The sequence below is a fragment of the Streptococcus oralis genome (genome assembly GCF_019929345.1).
Lineage (GTDB): Bacteria > Bacillota > Bacilli > Lactobacillales > Streptococcaceae > Streptococcus.
Map to the genome: position 1 here is coordinate 25,499 of NZ_JAHZPJ010000002.1, position 17,611 is coordinate 43,109.

General features: G+C 41.1%; 15 protein-coding genes and 1 tRNA gene. All 16 read right to left on the minus strand.

The window, feature by feature from the left end; all coding sequences use genetic code 11:
• Nucleotides 1-8 precede the first annotated feature (8 nt).
• The 16 genes from aguA to K1I97_RS02340 all read right to left on the minus strand — a co-directional run bounded on the left by aguA (nucleotide 9) and on the right by K1I97_RS02340 (nucleotide 17,463).
• The gene (aguA, locus tag K1I97_RS02265; protein ID WP_223331406.1) at nucleotides 9-1,094 is read right to left on the minus strand and encodes an agmatine deiminase; all 1,086 of its coding nucleotides are present in this window, start codon (nucleotides 1,092-1,094) and stop codon (nucleotides 9-11) included.
• Complete coding sequence (gene nspC / locus K1I97_RS02270; RefSeq protein ID WP_223331407.1) at nucleotides 1,091-2,218, minus strand: carboxynorspermidine decarboxylase; 1,128 nt, start codon at nucleotides 2,216-2,218, stop codon at nucleotides 1,091-1,093. Before nspC ends, aguA begins: the two co-directional genes overlap by 4 nt.
• Nucleotides 2,218-3,477: a saccharopine dehydrogenase family protein gene (locus K1I97_RS02275; protein ID WP_223331408.1), complete on the minus strand. Its 1,260-nt coding sequence runs from the start codon at nucleotides 3,475-3,477 to the stop codon at nucleotides 2,218-2,220. Before K1I97_RS02275 ends, nspC begins: the two co-directional genes overlap by 1 nt.
• Nucleotides 3,474-4,334 carry a polyamine aminopropyltransferase gene (gene speE, locus K1I97_RS02280; RefSeq protein ID WP_000366713.1) on the minus strand — a complete coding sequence of 287 codons (861 nt, stop codon included), beginning with the start codon at nucleotides 4,332-4,334 and terminating at the stop codon, nucleotides 3,474-3,476. Before speE ends, K1I97_RS02275 begins: the two co-directional genes overlap by 4 nt.
• Complete coding sequence (locus K1I97_RS02285; protein ID WP_223331409.1) at nucleotides 4,335-5,795, minus strand: aminotransferase class I/II-fold pyridoxal phosphate-dependent enzyme; 1,461 nt, start codon at nucleotides 5,793-5,795, stop codon at nucleotides 4,335-4,337. It abuts the gene before it with no gap.
• Nucleotides 5,796-6,434: 639 nt separating this feature from the next.
• A complete protein-coding gene (locus K1I97_RS02290; protein WP_223331410.1) occupies nucleotides 6,435-6,989 on the minus strand; it encodes a hypothetical protein in 555 nt (184 codons plus the stop codon).
• A 179-nt stretch (nucleotides 6,990-7,168) separates the two neighbouring features.
• Nucleotides 7,169-7,675: a YfbM family protein gene (locus tag K1I97_RS02295; protein ID WP_223331412.1), complete on the minus strand. Its 507-nt coding sequence runs from the start codon at nucleotides 7,673-7,675 to the stop codon at nucleotides 7,169-7,171.
• 97 nt (nucleotides 7,676-7,772) lie between these two features.
• A complete protein-coding gene (locus tag K1I97_RS02300) occupies nucleotides 7,773-7,949 on the minus strand; it encodes a hypothetical protein (protein ID WP_223331413.1) in 177 nt (58 codons plus the stop codon).
• Between the two features lie 21 nt (nucleotides 7,950-7,970).
• The gene (locus tag K1I97_RS02305) at nucleotides 7,971-8,846 is read right to left on the minus strand and encodes a DUF4300 family protein (protein ID WP_223331414.1); all 876 of its coding nucleotides are present in this window, start codon (nucleotides 8,844-8,846) and stop codon (nucleotides 7,971-7,973) included.
• 172 nt (nucleotides 8,847-9,018) lie between these two features.
• A complete protein-coding gene (locus tag K1I97_RS02310; RefSeq protein WP_223331415.1) occupies nucleotides 9,019-9,399 on the minus strand; it encodes a hypothetical protein in 381 nt (126 codons plus the stop codon).
• A gap of 537 nt (nucleotides 9,400-9,936) precedes the next feature.
• Nucleotides 9,937-10,707 (minus strand): nucleotidyltransferase domain-containing protein, encoded by a 771-nt coding sequence (locus tag K1I97_RS02315; protein WP_223331416.1) that lies wholly within the window; start codon nucleotides 10,705-10,707, stop codon nucleotides 9,937-9,939.
• Between the two features lie 136 nt (nucleotides 10,708-10,843).
• Nucleotides 10,844-11,794 carry a bifunctional riboflavin kinase/FAD synthetase gene (locus tag K1I97_RS02320; RefSeq protein WP_223331417.1) on the minus strand — a complete coding sequence of 317 codons (951 nt, stop codon included), beginning with the start codon at nucleotides 11,792-11,794 and terminating at the stop codon, nucleotides 10,844-10,846.
• 143 nt (nucleotides 11,795-11,937) lie between these two features.
• Complete coding sequence (smc, locus tag K1I97_RS02325; RefSeq protein WP_223331418.1) at nucleotides 11,938-15,477, minus strand: chromosome segregation protein SMC; 3,540 nt, start codon at nucleotides 15,475-15,477, stop codon at nucleotides 11,938-11,940.
• A complete protein-coding gene (gene rnc / locus K1I97_RS02330; RefSeq protein WP_125848556.1) occupies nucleotides 15,468-16,166 on the minus strand; it encodes a ribonuclease III in 699 nt (232 codons plus the stop codon). The genes smc and rnc overlap by 10 nt, the downstream gene beginning before the upstream one ends.
• A 171-nt stretch (nucleotides 16,167-16,337) precedes the next feature.
• Nucleotides 16,338-16,409 (minus strand) — tRNA-Arg (locus K1I97_RS02335).
• Nucleotides 16,410-16,476: 67 nt separating this feature from the next.
• Nucleotides 16,477-17,463, minus strand: coding sequence for a GMP reductase (locus K1I97_RS02340; protein WP_223331419.1), 987 nt, complete (start codon nucleotides 17,461-17,463; stop codon nucleotides 16,477-16,479).
• Nucleotides 17,464-17,611: the final 148 nt, after the last annotated feature.

The window sequence follows — 17,611 nt, forward strand, 5'->3', positions numbered from 1 at the left end:
TTTTTCTCCTATTCTGGGATTTGTTGGGTGATACAGTGAATATTGCCACCACCTAAGAGAATATCTCTGGCTGGTATTCCTACGACTTTACGGTCTGGAAAACACTTGCTGAGGATATCTAGGGCAACTTGGTCATTGACATCCTCAAACTGGGGAACCAAGACAGACTTGTTGGCAATATAGAAATTGACATAGGAAGCAGCAAGGCGCTCGCCCTCATAACGCTCCTCTTCCCCCTCTTCATAGGTATAGCCTGGTAAATCTTCTTTAGTGACAACCTGACGAATAGCTGGGATAGGAAACTTATGAATAGTAAAGGGACGCCCTTTTGCATCCGTTTCCTTCTCTAAAAGGGCAAGGTCAGCTGCAGACATGGCATACTGAGGATCGTTTTGATCATCTGTCCAAGCCAAGACAAGCTCTGCAGGACCTACAAAGGCAGCAACATTGTCAACATGTTCATTGGTTTCATCTTGATAAATACCATAAGGAAGCCAAATAACTTTTTCAGCTCCAAGACTTTCTAATAAGGTATTCTCGATTTCCTCTTTAGTCAGGTGGGGATTACGACCGGCGCTCAGAAGGCAACTTTCAGTCACAAGAATGGTTCCTTGACCATCGCTATGGATCGCTCCGCCTTCCAGTACAAAAGGTTTGGCATCATAAACAGGCATTCCCAAGGTCTCAGCAAAACGACTAGCTACTTGGTCATCATCTTCATAATCTTGATAAAGACCATCGAAAGCACCACCCCAGGCATTGAATGACCAATCAACTGCCAACTTTTCTCTTTTGTCATTAACAAGAATGGTCGGACCAGTATCACGCGCCCAGGCATCATTGGTGGGAATGTCTAAATAAATGACCTTGTCTCCAAGATAAGATTGGGCTTCAGATAGATGGTTCTGCTCTACCAAAAGGTAAACCCTTTCCCCTTCTGCTATGGTCTCGATGATCTGAGTAAATGCTCTTTTAGCAGCCTTTCCTTGAAAAGGCCATGATCCTGGTCGAGTCGGCCATATCATGAGGGTACCATGGTGCGGTTCGTACTCTGCTGGCATACGATAGCCAGCTTTTTTCGGAGTTTCTATCATGATAATCTCCCTTTAAAGTCTTGATAGCCGAAGGTTTTGACTAAGTTGCAGTCTCCCTGCTCGTCCATAAGATAGAGACTTGGCAATCCAATACCGTTAAAGGTATTATTTTTAACAAAGGAGTAAATAGCCATGTCTTCAAAATAAAGTCTATCACCGATTTGGATTGGATTTTCAAAGCTATAATCGCCAATCACATCACCCGTCAGGCAGGTATTGGAAGAAAGTCTGTAGGTATGGGCTTTTTCCTGCGCCTCAAAGCCATTTCTCAAAGGTGGACGATAGGGCATCTCCAGTACGTCAGGCATATGACAGGTCGCAGAGGCATCTAAAACCAAGATTTCCATACCATTTTCTACAATATCCAATACCTCAGTTGCTAGATAACCGGCATTGAGCGCAATGGCTTCACCCGGCTCGATATAGACTTCAAGATTGTAAGTTTCTCGGATACGCTTGATTTCAGAAATCAGTAAATCCACATCGTAGTCTTCTCTTGTGATGTGGTGTCCTCCACCCATATTGAGCCATTTGACTTGATGTAAGTACGAACCGAACTGCGCTTCCACTGCTTTCAAAGTTGTCTCTAAATCATCTGACCCTTGCTCGCAAAGGGTATGAAAATGAAGTCCGTCCACTAAATCCAACAAATCACTAGGGATTTTATCTAGTGTTACTCCAAAACGAGATCCAGGAGCACAAGGGTCATAGAGCGCGTGATCTCCTTGGGTTGAACATTGAGGATTGATACGCAAACCGACACTGATACCAGCCTCTCGACAACGAGCCCCATGTTTACGCAACTGTCTCTCCGAGTTAAAAACAATATGGTCTGTTATCTCAAGCAATTCCTCTAAGTCCGCATCCTTAAAAGCAGGCGCGAATACATGGACTTCACCAGGAAACTCTTCTCTAGCTAGCTTGGCCTCATAGAGTCCACTAGCCGTCGTACCTGACAGATACTGGCTAATCAAGGGATAGGTTTTGTAAAGAGAATATGCCTTCTGGGCAAGCAAAACCTTGCAACCGGCTTCTTCTTGCACATATTGTAGAATGCGGCAGTTGGCTTCTAACTTTGCCAAGTCAATGACATAAGCTGGTGTTGGTACTTGTTCTAGCTTCATTAGTCCACCATTTGTGGATTTTCAACCACAACCCAAGGCAAGCCATACTCATTCAAAGCTTCCATGAATGGATCTGGATCCAATTCTTCAAGGTTGTAAACTCCAGGTTGTTTCCAAGTACCGTTCATAACTAATTTTGTCCCAATCATAGCTGGAACGCCTGTAGTGTAAGAAATAGCTTGTGAACCAACCTCTGCGTAGCATTCCTGATGGTCGCAAACATTGTAGATGTAGATGGTCTTCTCGACGCCATCTTTGACACCTGTAAAGATACATCCGATATTGGTTTTACCAACAGTGCGTGGACCAAGGCTTGCAGGATCTGGAAGCAAGGCTTTCAAGAATTGGATTGGCACAATTTCTTGGCCGTTAAAGTTAATAGCATCCGTACGAAGGAGACCAACGTTTTCTAAGCATTTCATGTGCGTGAGATAAGATTGACCAAAGGTCATAAAGAAACGAATCCGTTTGACGCCTGGAATGTTCTTCGCCAATGATTCGATTTCTTCATGGTGAAGGAGATACATGTCTTTTTGACCAACCTGAGGGAAATCGTACTCACGCTTGATAGACATAGCTTCGACTTCGACCCATTTTCCATCTTCCCAGTAAGAACCTGGCGCAGAAACCTCGCGGAGATTGATTTCTGGATTAAAGTTTGTCGCAAATGGATAACCGTGGTCCCCACCATTACAGTCTAAAATGTCGATATAGTGGATTTCATCAAAATAGTGTTTGAGAGCATAAGCTGAAAAGACACTAGTCACACCGGGGTCAAAACCAGAACCAAGAAGTGCAGTCAATCCAGCTTCTTTGAATTTATCCTGATAAGCCCATTGCCATGAGTAGTCAAAGTAAGCTGTAAAACCAAGCTCCTTACAGCGTTTCTCATAAATAGCACGCCATTCAGGATCTTCTGTGTTCTCTGCCTCATAGTTTGCAGTATCGATATAGTGTACTCCAGTCGCCAAACAAGCATCCATAATGGTTAAATCTTGATAAGGTAGAGCTACGTTCAAAACGGCTTCTGGTTTGTAGCTTTCGATCAGGGCAATCACTTCTTCTACCTTGTCAGCGTCAAGGGCAGCTGTCTCAATCTTTGTACTTGTTTCGCCTTCCAGTTTAGCTTTCAAGTCATCGCATTTTGACTTGGTACGGCTAGCAATCATAATCTCTGTAAAGGTTTCACTATCTTGGCAAATCTTTGAAATGGCAACTTGGGCAACGCCCCCACATCCGATAACTAATAAACGACTCATTTTTTTCCTTCCTCTTCTTCTAAAATGTCCTCAACATACTTGGGCAACATAAAGGCTCCTACATGTAAGTTTGCAGTGTAGTATTCTGTGAAAAGCTGACGTTTTTTCCAGCCTTCCTTGTCAAAATCTTTGACAGGGTGGTATTTTTTCGATGCAAATCCAAACAACCAATAGCCAGCTGGACTGGTTGGGATATGGGCCTGATAAACCCGACTGATTGGAAAGGCTTGATTTACCTTGCGGTGCATGCTTCGGCAAGCTGACTCATCCTCGTCAAAGAAGGGACTCCCATGCTGATAGATCATGATGCCGTCTTCTTTCAAGGCTCTGTAACTGTTTCCGTAAAATTCCTTGGTAAAGAGCCCTTCCGTATGTCCAAATGGATCTGTCGCATCGTTGATGATAATATCGTAATCATCTTCACAGTTTCGCAAAAAGCGTAGCCCATTTTGATAGTAAATGGTAACACGAGGATCATCTAGCCCTGCAGCAAAGTCTGGGAAATACTCACGACAGACCTCAACCAACATTTCATCTGGTTCCACAATATCGATTTGCTCCAGTTCAGGATAGAGGGTTAATACTTGGGCAACACCACCGTCACCACCACCAATAACCAAGACTTTCTTTGGATTGGGATGCACAGCCATGGGAACATGAACGGTCATTTCATTGTAAACAAAATCATCTGCATCTGAAAACAAGACGTGCCCGTTTAAAATCAGTATTTTCCCAAAAGCTGGTGTATCCAAGACTTCGATATCCTGCCATTCACTTTTACCAGCGTAGAGTTGCTTGGCTGTTCTTAGGGATAATTTCACATCTGGAGTATGAACTTCAGAAAACCATAAATCCATCTAGTTCTCCTTTCTCTTAATGACGTTGATGCGATTGACCTCTGGATCTTCCGTCCCTTGGAGAGAGCAACCACGTTCCTTGGCAAATTGGATATAGTCTACAATTTCACGTGTAATGCGTTCACCAGGAGCCAAGATAGGAATGCCTGGAGGGTAACACATGACAAATTCCCCACAGACTTGTCCAACAGACTGGTCCAGGGTCAAACTTCTTCTCTCTGAATAGAATGCTTCTTGTGGAGACAGCACTAACTCGGGCTGAATATATTCTCCAGCTATCAAGTCCTTCCCATCTCGTGAATAAAGTCTCTTGATATCAGCCAAAGCACCAACCAAACGCTCGATATCTTGGATGCGGTCACCGATTGAAATATAGGCCAAGATATTGCCAATATCACCAAACTCGATCTGAATGTCGTATTCGTCTCGTAAGAGGTCATAAACCTCGATACCTGTTAAACCAATACCCTGAGTGTAAACTGACAGCTTTGTCACGTCAAAATCACAAACGGACACTCCGTCTATTAACTCTTTTGAGTAGGCATAGTAACCACCGATAGCATTGATTTCACGACGAGCATACTCGGATAGCTCAATGACCTTCTCAAAAGACTCTTTACCACGAAGGGCTAGATTGCGACGTGAAATATCCAAACTAGCCATCAACAAGTATGAGGCGGATGTTGACTGGGTCAGGTTGATGATTTGACGAATGTACTCAGGATTCATCTGCTCTCCGATTAAAAGAACTGAGCTTTGGGTCAAACTCCCTCCAGACTTATGCATGGAAACTGCTGCCATATCAGCTCCTGCGTCCATAGCAGAAATTGGAAGTTTATCAGTGAAATGCAGATGAGCCCCATGGGCTTCGTCCACTAAAACAAGCATGCCAGCTTCATGAGCCATTTCTGTCAACCCCTTTAGGTCTGAACAGATTCCGTAGTAAGTAGGATTGTTAATCAAAATTGCCTTGGCCTCAGGATGTTCCTTTATAGCTTGTGCTACACGGTCATTTTCAAGACCTAAGGCGATGCCGATTTTAGGATCTACGCTCATCTTGATATAGATGGGAATGGCGCCACATAGAACCAGCGCATTGATAGCAGATTTGTGGACATTACGTGGTAGAATAATCTTATCTCCCGCCTTGCAGGTGGAAAGAATCATAGTTTGAACAGATGAAGTGGTTCCACCAATCATTAGAAAAGCATGGCTGGCTCCAAAAGCATCCGCAGTCAGCTCCTCTGCATCCCGAATAATCGAAATAGGATGTCCTAGATTATCCAAGGATTTCATCGAATTGACATCAATGCCAACACATTTTTCTCCCAACAATTCAACAAGTTCTGGATTTCCCCTTCCTCGTTTGTGACCAGGTACATCAAAGGGAACGATCCTTTTTTTTCGTAGCTTAATCAGACCTTCATAAATAGGGGCTTGATTCTGATCTAACTTTTTCAAAACATACTCCTTTACAGTATTTGTAGCGCCTCAAAAATGAGTGCGACCAAAGGTTGACTTATGAAAAAAGAGCAGGTTTTCACCTGCTCTGCAATCTTCTGACGTGTTTATTTTGGTTTCTGTTGAGTATGTCTGTTCCTGATGTTTCCTAACTCTCTAGTAGCAAATATTACGTACTTTATTGATCGTTTCACAAGATGACGTGTGCTTTCACCACACTAAAATTTATGAATTAGGACAAGTGTCCTAACATCAACTTATAAAAGTAGGCTTTTAACCCTATCAATAATGTGGCTTTTCAACCACGCTTCGGCATTCAACCCTGCCTGTCCGTAGGCATTTTTTACTCGGGTTTATATTTGCTAGAAAACATCATCTCATTTTCTAAGCCTTATAACTATATCATGTTTACAAGAGCTTGTAAAGGTTTTTGTGAAAGTTTTTTAAAGAATTTCATTTTTTGTTCGTGAAATGTTATGTGACGATAGAAAGAAATCGTTTTAAAGTCTTATAGCTACAAGAAAGATGAACTACAATCATTAGATTTAGACTAGCGGTCTTGCTAAGCCGATTTTCATCTTAATAAGCTAAAAATCGCTATAATTAACTTTTTCTGTCTCGTTTCATAAAAGCCTCAGTCTAGGAAGTATGAATCAACTGCTCCAATTCTACTTCTGAAAGCTGTCCTTGATTGTAAAGTTTTCTAAGTAAGTCCTCATCTACGGTAATTGAATAGTAATCCGTCACAAACTCATGAAATCGCTCAAAACTTTCAAAGAAATAGGATAATAACCATTCTCCACCATCCTGATCTTGGTCCTTATTTTGATGCATTTGACCGTCATACCAGATAAAGAAAGTTGTTTCATCTTTTTGCTCTTCTGAGTATAGGTTTTGATACTTTTCATCCAGTCCTTTATAAAATCCGTCTATGATGTCCTGATTCCACTCGTCCGCAGCAAACTGACTTAAATTGCTTTCATGATCAAAGCCTTTTATAAGGATTATTTTATCAGTAAAGATCACATCTAGAGAATCGCCAGAACAGTTGTCGATAAGGTAACGGATTCCACAGTTTTCCTCAGTCTTAACTATCAATCGAAGCCAGTCATTGTCTGGATCTGTTCGATACTCATCAATGACGAGCAAAGCATCTAAGCGAGTCTTAACCTTGTCCCATTCAATTTTTTCCATCTCTTAAAACCTCCATGTTAAATATTTAAAATTTATTAAGATCACAAATTCTATAACCAATTTCTATCTATCCCGTCCGACTACACGGTGGAATATTTCCTTCACCAGACAAATCATCGGGTGTACGATTTTCTAGATGTGCATTCATCACGCACCTGACTAACAGTTGGTAAAAGCACTTAGCAAATAGTCACTAAGACATTCCCTCTGAGAGTTAAGATTTTCTTGTAAAAGTCTTTCATTTTTATAAAGCTGGTTCGAATATCATCCTTGATTTCTTCCTCTTCATCAAGATAATCCCAAATATCGGGGTATAAATCTGCCTTCTTGCATGCTTCCATGCTAAAGTCTGCCAGAGCCCTATCCATGTCAAAATTATCTAAAGCTTGAACAATCTCAGCTATCTTTGGCTTTTCAGTATAGGCTATATATTCTGACACATTTTCTAAAGGGGTCACTCCCAAGACAGCTTCTCTCAAAGGATCGTCATCCATAAATTCTGAACTACTAAAGCCCGTCATAACAAAGAGTAAGGCGTCCCACATTTTGTCAATATCTATTGACGTATCATTTTCCATAGTTGAATCCTCTACTACGTCAAGCAAATCCCCTTCCTGCCGAGAAGCTCGCATTACTTGGCTTAATTCTTTGTCAGTTAAATATCGATAATTTGCAATCATTCCCATAATGTTTCCTCCTATTCATTTCTTAGGATAACACTGATTTTACTAGTTACCTTTCTTGAAAAGGCATAATACTGTTTTTGGACTCTCCTCCTTATTTCTAATCATCGTCTTCTGTCGCTTCCCAAACTTCTGACTGATAGCCCTCGCCGTCAATATCATAGCGCTGAGTATAGCCCATAAATCTTTCCTTTTTATTTGACTTACGAGGCTTGAGAATGCTTACAGCCCAGAATCCGATAAGAATGACAACTAAAAGCGCTATTACTGTTTCCAATTTGATTCTCCTTTTCCCAGCTTAATAACCTTCAACCCACTTTTCATTATCCATGATGAAAGGCTTAGCTAGGCCGTCACCTGTGTAATCCGCATACTTGGTGGATAAATTCTTGTAACAATCTTCCTTGCTCGCAAACTTAATAGCTTGATAAGGTTCTTCAAAAGTCAGTTTCTCTACAAATAAGAAACCATCATCAGCTGGCACTAAAACACCAACGTGCCCGACAAAAAGATACTCTCCGTCCAAATTATCATGCAACACAACTGACAGCATTCGAGCTTTGTCATTGAATTGAAATTGGGAGAAGAATTTCTCCATCTTCTGCGCGTGAATTTTTACATCCGTCGTTGCTTCCGTCTCTACTCTAGAAAAAAGAATATCAAACTCTTCCTTATCTTTTGCATCAAACACCTTTCCCTTATCAATAGCGTCATTATCCACAAAAAGTAGCTGATCATTCTTTTCAATTTTTGGGATTGTGACTGAATTTTTTAATAGCGCATAACTATTGATACGGCAGTTGGTCCCGACAAAGTCACCCTTTTTTTGATTCCAGTGATTACTGATTTTCTCTACGTCGTATTCCGTTTTTGTAAAGGAGGCAAAATCACCACTTAAGCCGGTGGAGCCGACAGTCGCATTATAGTCTGTAACAAGATTGAAAAATGCCTCAACACTATTTGGATCCAAGTGAGCTGATAAGAGAGATTTGACCTCTTCGGTACTTATCTGATTGTTTAGATTGGTATATGAAGCTATCCAAGGAACTTTATCTGAACTGGTCTGTGCTTGATTTGTAGCTTCAGTCCTCGTATTATTTTGGTGACAAGCAGCCAATCCAAGTAATAAGGGTAAACACAGTCCCAAGGCTACTACTTTTCTCGTTCGTTTCATGCAATTCTCCTTTTTGAATTTTTTAACTAGTAATTTAGAGAATGAATTACATACAGCTAAGAAGAATAATTCATTCTCTACTAGAAATATGAGTAATTTGTAGAATAAGGATTCAAACCTATTATACTATATTAGCAAGAAAAAGACTGTAAGAATTACAAAATACTTACAGTCATTCTTTTATAACAAGTGGAAGTTTTTCTGAAATTACATCCAGCCCAAAATTAATACCAAGAATTTGAAAATGATGAATCGATTGAGTACAGTGCCTTTTAATGTGCCTCTTAAAATTGCTATTAGTGACTTCCAACAAAACTCCATCAGATATATGAGACTGTTTTTCATCACTTTCAAACTTTTTTTCATAGGGATTCAAATTCCATCCCTCATCTATTGCTCTGCAAAATAATACTTTTCCAAAATCAAGATAATAAATATTCTTTTGATTTTTTAAACCATATAAGTAAACTGCGAGGTGATTGTCTAGGGATAGTTGACATCGCAATTCATACCAATCATACTCAATCTCATTATCAATCTTGTTCCACTTCATTTTTCACCACCGCTTCTATCTGGATTTCACGACTTTGATCTTCATAGAGAATGATGTCAATAAGTAAATTTTTAGTAAGAACCCGATAGTGCTCAAGTTCTTCTTTAGCTAATATTCCCCCTGCTCTATGAACAATTTGCTCAATTAAAAAACTATTTCCAATTCTGTAGAGAGGATATTCACCGCCTTTTCTTGGAATGAGTGGAATATCCTAAAGTACCGAAGCTAAATTTCTATCTATAATTTGATAACAATGACTAAAAAGAAACCGTATCCGTAGTCTGCGCTTCTCCCCCGTCAATACAATTGTAGCTAGTTCAAAATCAGTATTTTCACGAAATTTTGCTTCAGCCTGATAGTGGTCTTTAGTAATATTTCCAAAAGGTATATGGTATTCACTATTTTCTTTACATTGAAAATTATTTTTAAAAATCAAAATCTTTAGTCTCTTTTCAATTAGATTAAAATGCTAATGCTTCTAAAATTTTTATTTAATTAATAACGGGTTAGCATTTATTAATTGATCATACCAATGCATCATTTTCTCAATTCTTCAACGAAAAATTGATTTAGGGTTTCCCACTCTTTTTTCTCCTCAGTAACGTTTTGGATGTAGGCATCGAGCTCTTGGATATTATCTAAAATATAATCTTGAATTGGCTTTATAGGCTCAATTTCCATGTCTTCAGGTCCGTTTATTTTAATGTCTAGCAATTTTGAAACATGCTCCTGCATTTGGGACGGAAGTAATTCTTTGACCAAATCATCAAATAAAATCGGCGGAATAGAATGGTATTTTTCAATCCAACGACAAGCCAAAATAGGACGCAGCGCATAGAAATACTTTTTAGGTTTGACCTTGTCTCCTGAAAGATACTTATTCATTTGAGTTCTAGCAGTGTTCAAGTAATGGTGGAGCATCTTTTTCTCAGAAAAATACTGGTTGGCAAGAGGACGTAGGCGTTCAATAAAATCCGTTTGTTGATAGACAATTGGTGACTGTAACCATTCAAACAGTGTTGGATTCGACTTATAAAGGAGTTTTAAAGTCTTGTCTAAATCCCAACCATTCACATCCCAAGTATCGTCAATTGGTAACTCGATAACATCACGCTGTTCATTTAAACGGAGATAAAAATCTCGCTTGTGTTTGTAGATAAATCGTACATCAAAGTCACTATCAGGAGACTCAAAACCCCATGCACGACTACCAGACTCGATAGCCCACAAAACTGTGACACCATAATCACGCTCAATTTCTGCTAATTTTTCAGGTACCAGAACATTCATTTCTTCTTGTGTTTGCATAATAAATCCTCGTCTATATTCTGAACATATATAGTTGCTAAAATTGGGAATTATGGGAACTGAAAGAGAAATATATCACTCTTTCAAAACTACAATCAAATAAACTAAACCTTCCATTAGCTTATTCAGACGTTTTCTATACCTGAGACCTTTGAATGACAGAATCTTCATCCTTCCAGTTTCGAGCAATCTCTTCGTCTTTCTGGAGTTGGTCTACCAGTTCCTCTACAGAGTCAAACTTGACCATATCGCGGACACGGTCTAGCCAGTAGACCATGACTGTCTCTCCGTAAATATCATCTGAAAAGTCAAAAATATTGACTTCAAAACGCGGCTCTTCTCCATCAAAAGTAACATTTTTTCCAACACTTGCCATGCCACGAAATCTCTGACGTTGTACTTCTACATCGACTACGTAAACACCGTCTGCTGGCATATAAGTTCGATCTCTTAGAACCAGATTAGCTGTTGGATACCCGATAGTGCGCCCGCGGGCATTTCCGTGAACGACCATCCCACGGGTTGGAAGCGGTGTGCCGAGTAGATGATTGGCTTCCTTGACATCTCCATCAAGAATAGCTTGGCGAATCCGTGTGGAACTGATCTTGCCCTTCTCATCCTCAACCGGAGGAACAATGATAATCTCTCCATCAAAATAATCCTTCAGGTCATCCGCAGTTTTCTTATCTGAACCAAATGTATAATCAAATCCTGCTACGATAATTGCTGGTTTTAAAGCTCTAACATAAGTATCAAAGAACTCTTGACCCGTTAAACTAGCAAATTTGCTACTAAAGTCCAGTAAGAAAAGAGCCTCTACTCCGTGCCACTTCATCTTGTGCTCCCGTTCTTCGTGATTGACGATGTGAAGCATGAGCTCAGGTTGGTAAGGTTGTAAGGCAAGTTTTGGCGACTCTGTAAAGGTCATCACGACAACTGGCAGATAATCCTTCATAGAAGCCTTACTGGCCACTTCAAAAAGTTTCTGATGCCCCTTGTGGATGCCATCAAAATAACCTAGTACAAGGACTGTTTTACTCGGTACTGCAATATCTTTTTCGTTCTTAATAGGTACTGTTGTAATCATGAAACTATTATATCATAGAGCAAGTCTTTTCGCTAAGAGGAAATCCCAAATGTCGTTTTTTGCGCCTGAACTGACCTTAAGAGAAAATTTAGCACTTTAGTTTTAAAAAATAGCACCTCCTAAGAGATGCTATCATTTGGTAACTAGTCTACTGTTTCTTCCAAATCTTTTAATTTAACCGAAACAATCTTAGAAACACCTGATTCTTGCATGGTAACTCCATAGATAGAGTCCGCTGCCGCCATCGTCCCCTTACGGTGGGTTACGACGATAAACTGACTATCCTTGTCAAAGCGGTTGAGGTAATCCCCAAAACGTTTGACATTGGCTTCGTCCAGCGCCGCCTCTACCTCGTCCAAGATGACGAAAGGAATGGTCTTAACTCGGATGATTGAGAAGAGCAGAGCCAGAGCTGATAGGGCTTTTTCCCCACCACTCATGAGGTTGAGAGATTGGATTTTCTTACCTGGTGGTTGGACAGAAATCTCAACCCCAGCCGTCAGCAGGTCTCCTTCAGTCAAAATCAAGTCTGCCTGACCACCGCCAAACATCTGTCTAAAGGTCACTTTAAAGGATTCACGAATAGCCTCAAAGGTTGATTTAAAGCGTTCCTTAACCTCATCATTCATCTCTGTGATGGTCTCAAGAAGCAGATTTTTCGCTGACAAAATATCATCACGCTGGCTATTGAGGAAATCCAGACGGCTGTGAACTTCTTCGTACTGGTCAATAGCTTCCAAGTTGACAGGTCCCAGTGAGCGAATAGCCTTCTCTAAATCCTTAACCTCTTGCTCCGCCAGATTGAGATTTTCCAGTTCATGAGCCTTTTCTAGAGCCTCATTGTAGCTAATCTGGTACTGGTCTGTTAATTGAGCTTGTAGATAGCGCAAGCGTTCGCTGACTTTTTCCTTCTTAGCTTCAGCACGTGTTTGCTTGCGAATCCACTCCTCATTTTGCTGACGAGCCTGATCCAAATGACTGGCAATATCATCTAGCTGACCTTCAATATCATCCAATTCAAACTGCTTGCGAATCAGACCTTGTTGGAGATTTGTTTTCTGAGTTTTGGCTTCTTCTGCCTGCTGACTTAGCAAATCCGTATCAACTTTCTCAAGATTATCAACCTTTTCTTGGAGAAGGCGCTGAATCTCCTCTTGTTCGATATCCAGATTATCCAGTTCCTTGCCTAAGCGTTCAATATCAGTCACTTCGTACCGCTTTTGTCCTTGCAGTTCGGACTTAAGCAAGCGCGCTTGAGAAATCTGTTCCTGCAAGTTTTGATAACGTTCTTGAATAGCGTTTTTGTTAGACTTAATTTCTTCAATTTCAGCTTCCAGATTTTGCTTTTCACTGGCAATGGTAGCAAGACGCTCTTGGCATTTTTCCTTGTCCGCTTGCCAATCTCCTTCAGAAAGACGATTTAATTCCTCTTCTTGAAGTTTCCAAAGAGTTTCTAACTCTTCCACTTGCTGGTTGGTTTGTTGATAAGCAAGGTACAAGCCTTGCTCCTGAATACGAGCTTGCTCACCCTGAGATTTGATAGCTTCTAACCTTTCTGCCAATACCGCCATCTCATCTTGCAAGGTCTTCAAACTCGCTTCTTCTGACCGCAAGTCAACTTCTTCTTCAGCAATTTCTTTTTGTAATTGCTCCAGCTCTGGCTTGATGAAAATACTGTTATTTTGACGATTGGCACCACCCGCGTAGGAACCACCTGTACGCAACTCTGTCCCATCCAGTGTCACCATACGAACCTGATAACGAACTTGACGAGCCGCTGCACGCGCATGTTCTACATTATCAAAAATTGCTGTCGTTGCTAGCAAGTTCTTGAAAATGGCTTCTAGTCTCTTGTCAAACGACACCAACTCATCTGCCATTCCCAGAAATCCTGGACTTGCTGCGATAGTATCTTGATTCTGACTAGAAATCGTACGAGCCTTGATAGTCGTCAATGGAAGAAAGGTTGCACGACCAGCTCTGTTACGTTTTAGGAAATCAATCGCCTTGGTTGCCGCGTTTTCATCTTCTACGACGATATGCTGACTGCTAGCTCCAAGCGCAATCTCTAGGGCAGTTTGATAATGCACATCAAAGGTCAAATGTTCACTGACTGCACCAATGATCCCACCAAGACGGGCTTTTTCTTGAAGAACACTCTTAACACCCGCATAAAAATTACTATGATTTCTTAGGATGTTTTCCAAACTCTGGGCTCTAGCCTGCTTGTTTTTGAGACTGTCTAGACGATCAAAGAGTTGGCTCTGCTGGGCTTGGTAAGAAACTTTCTGCTCCTCTTGTTCCTTGGCACTAGCTTGATAGTCTGCCAATAATTTCTGAACCTGCACCTTGGCAGTTTCAAGCTCATCCTGCTGTTGACTGGCCTTCTCTTTAGCTGTAGCCAGTTGTTCTTTCAATTTCTCAAGTTGATCAGCTTGTTTTTGAGACAGCTGACGGCTGTTCTCCAGTTCATTCTCGATGCGGGTCAGTTGGTTTGAGACATCCGCTTCTTCTTGTAAGAGCGCCACAAAACGTTCACGTAAGAGCTCAATCATCTGGTCAGGATCATCTGAAAATGCCAACAATTCTGCTTCTAAACGATTGAGTTCCTTGTTGTTTTCAGCTAGACTTTTCTCTAACTGTTCCAAGTTCGCTTCTTTTTCAGCCTTTTCCTTACTTAGAGCCTTTCTTCTATCTTCCAGAGTCGCTAAACGGGCTTGCGCTTCTTGTTGATTGAGGGCTACTTGCTCGGATTCCAGTTTGGATAGGGCTAGTTTTCGCTCTAAGTCACTGATCAAACTAGTCAAATCCATCAAACTTCCTTGATCCTTGGCCATTTCAGCTTGCAGATCCTGACGTTTCTTTTTAAGAGTTTGATTTTCCTCTTCTAACTCTTCACGTTTTTGGTAATAGCTAGTCAAGAGTTCCTGAACCTGCGTTAGCTCTTCTTCTGTTAGCTCTAGTTCAGTCTTGTTTTCCTTGATTTGGGCAACCAGTACATCCAAGTAAATTGCCTTACGTTGACCATCCAAGTCTAAAAACTTACGGGCATTCTCGGCTTGTTTTGCAAGGGGCTTGATTTGATTATCCAACTCATAGATAATGTCTTCTAGGCGGTCTAGATTGTCTTGAGTTTGTTGCAGTTTACTCTCTGTTTCTTTTCTGCGTGTTTTGTATTTTAAAACTCCAGCAGCTTCTTCAAAAATAGCACGGCGCTCTTCAGGCTTGGAGTTAAAAATCTCCTCAACCTTCCCTTGGGAAATGATGGAGAAGGAATCCCGTCCCAAACCGGTATCCAAGAAGAGGTCATGAATATCACGCAAGCGCACTTTCTTGCCATCAATTCGATACTCGCTATCCCCACTACGATAGATATGACGTTCTACCTTAATGACTTGCCCTGCATCCTTGATAAAACCATCTTCATTGTCCAAGGTCACGACAACAGAGGCATAATTGAGTGGTTTGCGGCTTTCAGTTCCAGCAAAGATAACGTCGGGCATCTTGCCACCACGGAGGCTTTTGACACTGGACTCTCCCAAGGCCCATCGCAGACTTTCTGTAATATTTGACTTTCCAGAACCATTTGGCCCAACGACAGCTGTCACACCTTGGTCAAAGACGACTTTGGTCTTATCAGCAAAGGACTTGAATCCCTGGATCTCAATTTCCTTTAAATACATGAATCCAGCCCTTTCTCAACTGCATTTTTCGCGGCTTCCTGCTCTGCTAATTTTTTGGATCGTCCTTGTCCTTTTCCGATACTCTTGCCTTCAACCAGAACTTCTACATCAAAAACCTTATCATGGGCAGGTCCCATCTCAGAAGTCACCTGGTAGCGAATATCCACATCTCCATTGACCTGGAGCAACTCTTGCAAGTGTGTCTTGTAATCCGTAATCATCTCAAAGTCACCTGCCTCAACCTTGGGAATCATGACCTGATAGATAAACTCTTTTACTCTAGCAACATCCTTGTCTAAAAGCAACGCTCCCAAAAAGGCTTCAAAGGCATCTCCAAGAATGGTGTCACGATTGCGCCCACCAGACTTCTCTTCCCCTTTTCCTAGCTTGATAAATTGATCAAACTGACAATCACGCGCAAAACCAGCCAAACTCTCCTCACGGACAATCATGGCACGGAGTTTAGACAAATCTCCCTCTGGTTTCTTAGGATATTTTTTATACAGATATTCCGAAATCAATAATTGCAGAACAGCGTCTCCTAAAAATTCCAAGCGCTCATTGTGTGAAATTTTTAAGAGGCGGTGCTCATTGGCATAACTCGTATGAGTAAAGGCCGTTTCCAGTAAGTTTTTGTCTGCAAATTCGATTGCAAAACGCTTCTTCAGTACAGTTTGTAATTCTTTCATACTGACCTCTTTCTAATAATTACGATCCTTTCTATTATAACAAAAAAAGCCCTCTGAGTCACTTTAAAACGGGACTAGGAAAGATTTGGGTAGTTTTTGAAAAAAGATTTCCAATTTTGGAGGAAATATAAAGAAAAAAGCCTTATTTAAAGGCTTTTTAGGCTGTTTACATCCACCCTGAGGGAATCGAACCCCCATCTTAAGAACCGGAATCTTACGTGATATCCATTACACTAAGGGTGGAAACTTGTTTTATTATAACAGAAATTTGCTCTAATAACAAGTTTTTTATGGGTAGACTAAGCGTCCACTAGTGGGACGCATCCCCGTTCCAGATAGAATTTTTCACGATAACATAATCAACGTGCTTGAGGTCAGCAACCTTGCGTCCACCTGCGTAGGAAATGGCACTTTGCAGATCCTGCTCCATCTCAGTAAGGGTGTCTTGCAAATGTCCTTTAGCAGGAAGCAAAATGCGTTTTCCTTCTACATTTTTATAAGCACCCTTTTGGTATTGGGAAGCTGAACCATAGTATTCTTTGAACTGTTCCCCATCGACTTCAATCGTCTTTCCTGGGCTTTCGATGTGTCCAGCAAAAAGGGAACCAATCATGACCATGCTAGCACCGAAACGGATAGACTTGGCAATGTCACCGTGTGTACGAATCCCTCCATCAGCGATGATAGGTTTACGCGCAGCCTTGGCACACCAGCGTAGGGCAGCCAATTGCCAACCGCCTGTACCAAAACCAGTCTTGACCTTGGTGATACAAACCTTACCAGGACCGATTCCAACCTTAGTAGCATCCGCTCCAGCATTTTCCAATTCACGCACAGCTTCTGGTGTCCCCACATTTCCAGCAATGACAAAAGTATCTGGCAACTCTTTCTTGATGTGTTGAATCATAGAAATCACGCTATCCGCATGACCATGGGCAATATCAATCGTGATATACTCAGGAGCATCAGCCTTGAGCTTGCTAACAAAGTCATACTCGTAATCCTTGACACCAACAGAAATGGAAGCAATGAGCCCTTGATCGTGCATGCGTTTGATAAAAGGAATGCGCCCAGCCTCGTCAAAACGATGCATAATATAGAAGTACCCACCCTTAGCAAGTTGCTCTGCTACGTTCTCATCCAAAATCGTCTGCATATTTGCAGGTACAACGGGTAGTTTGAAAGTGTGACTTCCAAGTGTGACACTCGTGTCTGCTTCTGCACGGCTTTTAATGACACATTTATTTGGGATTAGCTGAATATCTTCGTAATCAAAAATTGGAAATTCATTTAACATATCGATGTCTCGTTTCTTTTGTAATGACCTACCTATGCTTGCGCATCCCTACGCCTTTTTCCGACGTTTCCTTAATTTATTATAAACCAAAGTACAGTTTTTGTCAAATATTTTTAATAATCAAATTATATCGTTCGGTTTTTACTTG

What these genes read in the sequence shown, in the direction of transcription:
- smc (WP_223331418.1), bottom strand. Translation starts at nt 15,477, where the DNA reads ATGTATTTAAAGGAAATTGAGATCCAGGGATTCAAGTCCTTTGCTGAT.
- K1I97_RS02290 (WP_223331410.1), bottom strand. Translation starts at nt 6,989, where the DNA reads ATGGAAAAAATTGAATGGGACAAGGTTAAGACTCGCTTAGATGCTTTG.
- K1I97_RS02320 (WP_223331417.1), bottom strand. Translation starts at nt 11,794, where the DNA reads ATGATTACAACAGTACCTATTAAGAACGAAAAAGATATTGCAGTACCG.
- K1I97_RS02305 (WP_223331414.1), bottom strand. Translation starts at nt 8,846, where the DNA reads ATGAAACGAACGAGAAAAGTAGTAGCCTTGGGACTGTGTTTACCCTTA.
- K1I97_RS02340 (WP_223331419.1), bottom strand. Translation starts at nt 17,463, where the DNA reads ATGTTAAATGAATTTCCAATTTTTGATTACGAAGATATTCAGCTAATC.
- K1I97_RS02275 (WP_223331408.1), bottom strand. Translation starts at nt 3,477, where the DNA reads ATGAGTCGTTTATTAGTTATCGGATGTGGGGGCGTTGCCCAAGTTGCC.
- rnc (WP_125848556.1), bottom strand. Translation starts at nt 16,166, where the DNA reads ATGAAAGAATTACAAACTGTACTGAAGAAGCGTTTTGCAATCGAATTT.
- K1I97_RS02295 (WP_223331412.1), bottom strand. Translation starts at nt 7,675, where the DNA reads ATGGGAATGATTGCAAATTATCGATATTTAACTGACAAAGAATTAAGC.
- K1I97_RS02315 (WP_223331416.1), bottom strand. Translation starts at nt 10,707, where the DNA reads ATGCAAACACAAGAAGAAATGAATGTTCTGGTACCTGAAAAATTAGCA.
- K1I97_RS02310 (WP_223331415.1), bottom strand. Translation starts at nt 9,399, where the DNA reads ATGAAGTGGAACAAGATTGATAATGAGATTGAGTATGATTGGTATGAA.
- aguA (WP_223331406.1), bottom strand. Translation starts at nt 1,094, where the DNA reads ATGATAGAAACTCCGAAAAAAGCTGGCTATCGTATGCCAGCAGAGTAC.
- nspC (WP_223331407.1), bottom strand. Translation starts at nt 2,218, where the DNA reads ATGAAGCTAGAACAAGTACCAACACCAGCTTATGTCATTGACTTGGCA.
- speE (WP_000366713.1), bottom strand. Translation starts at nt 4,334, where the DNA reads ATGGATTTATGGTTTTCTGAAGTTCATACTCCAGATGTGAAATTATCC.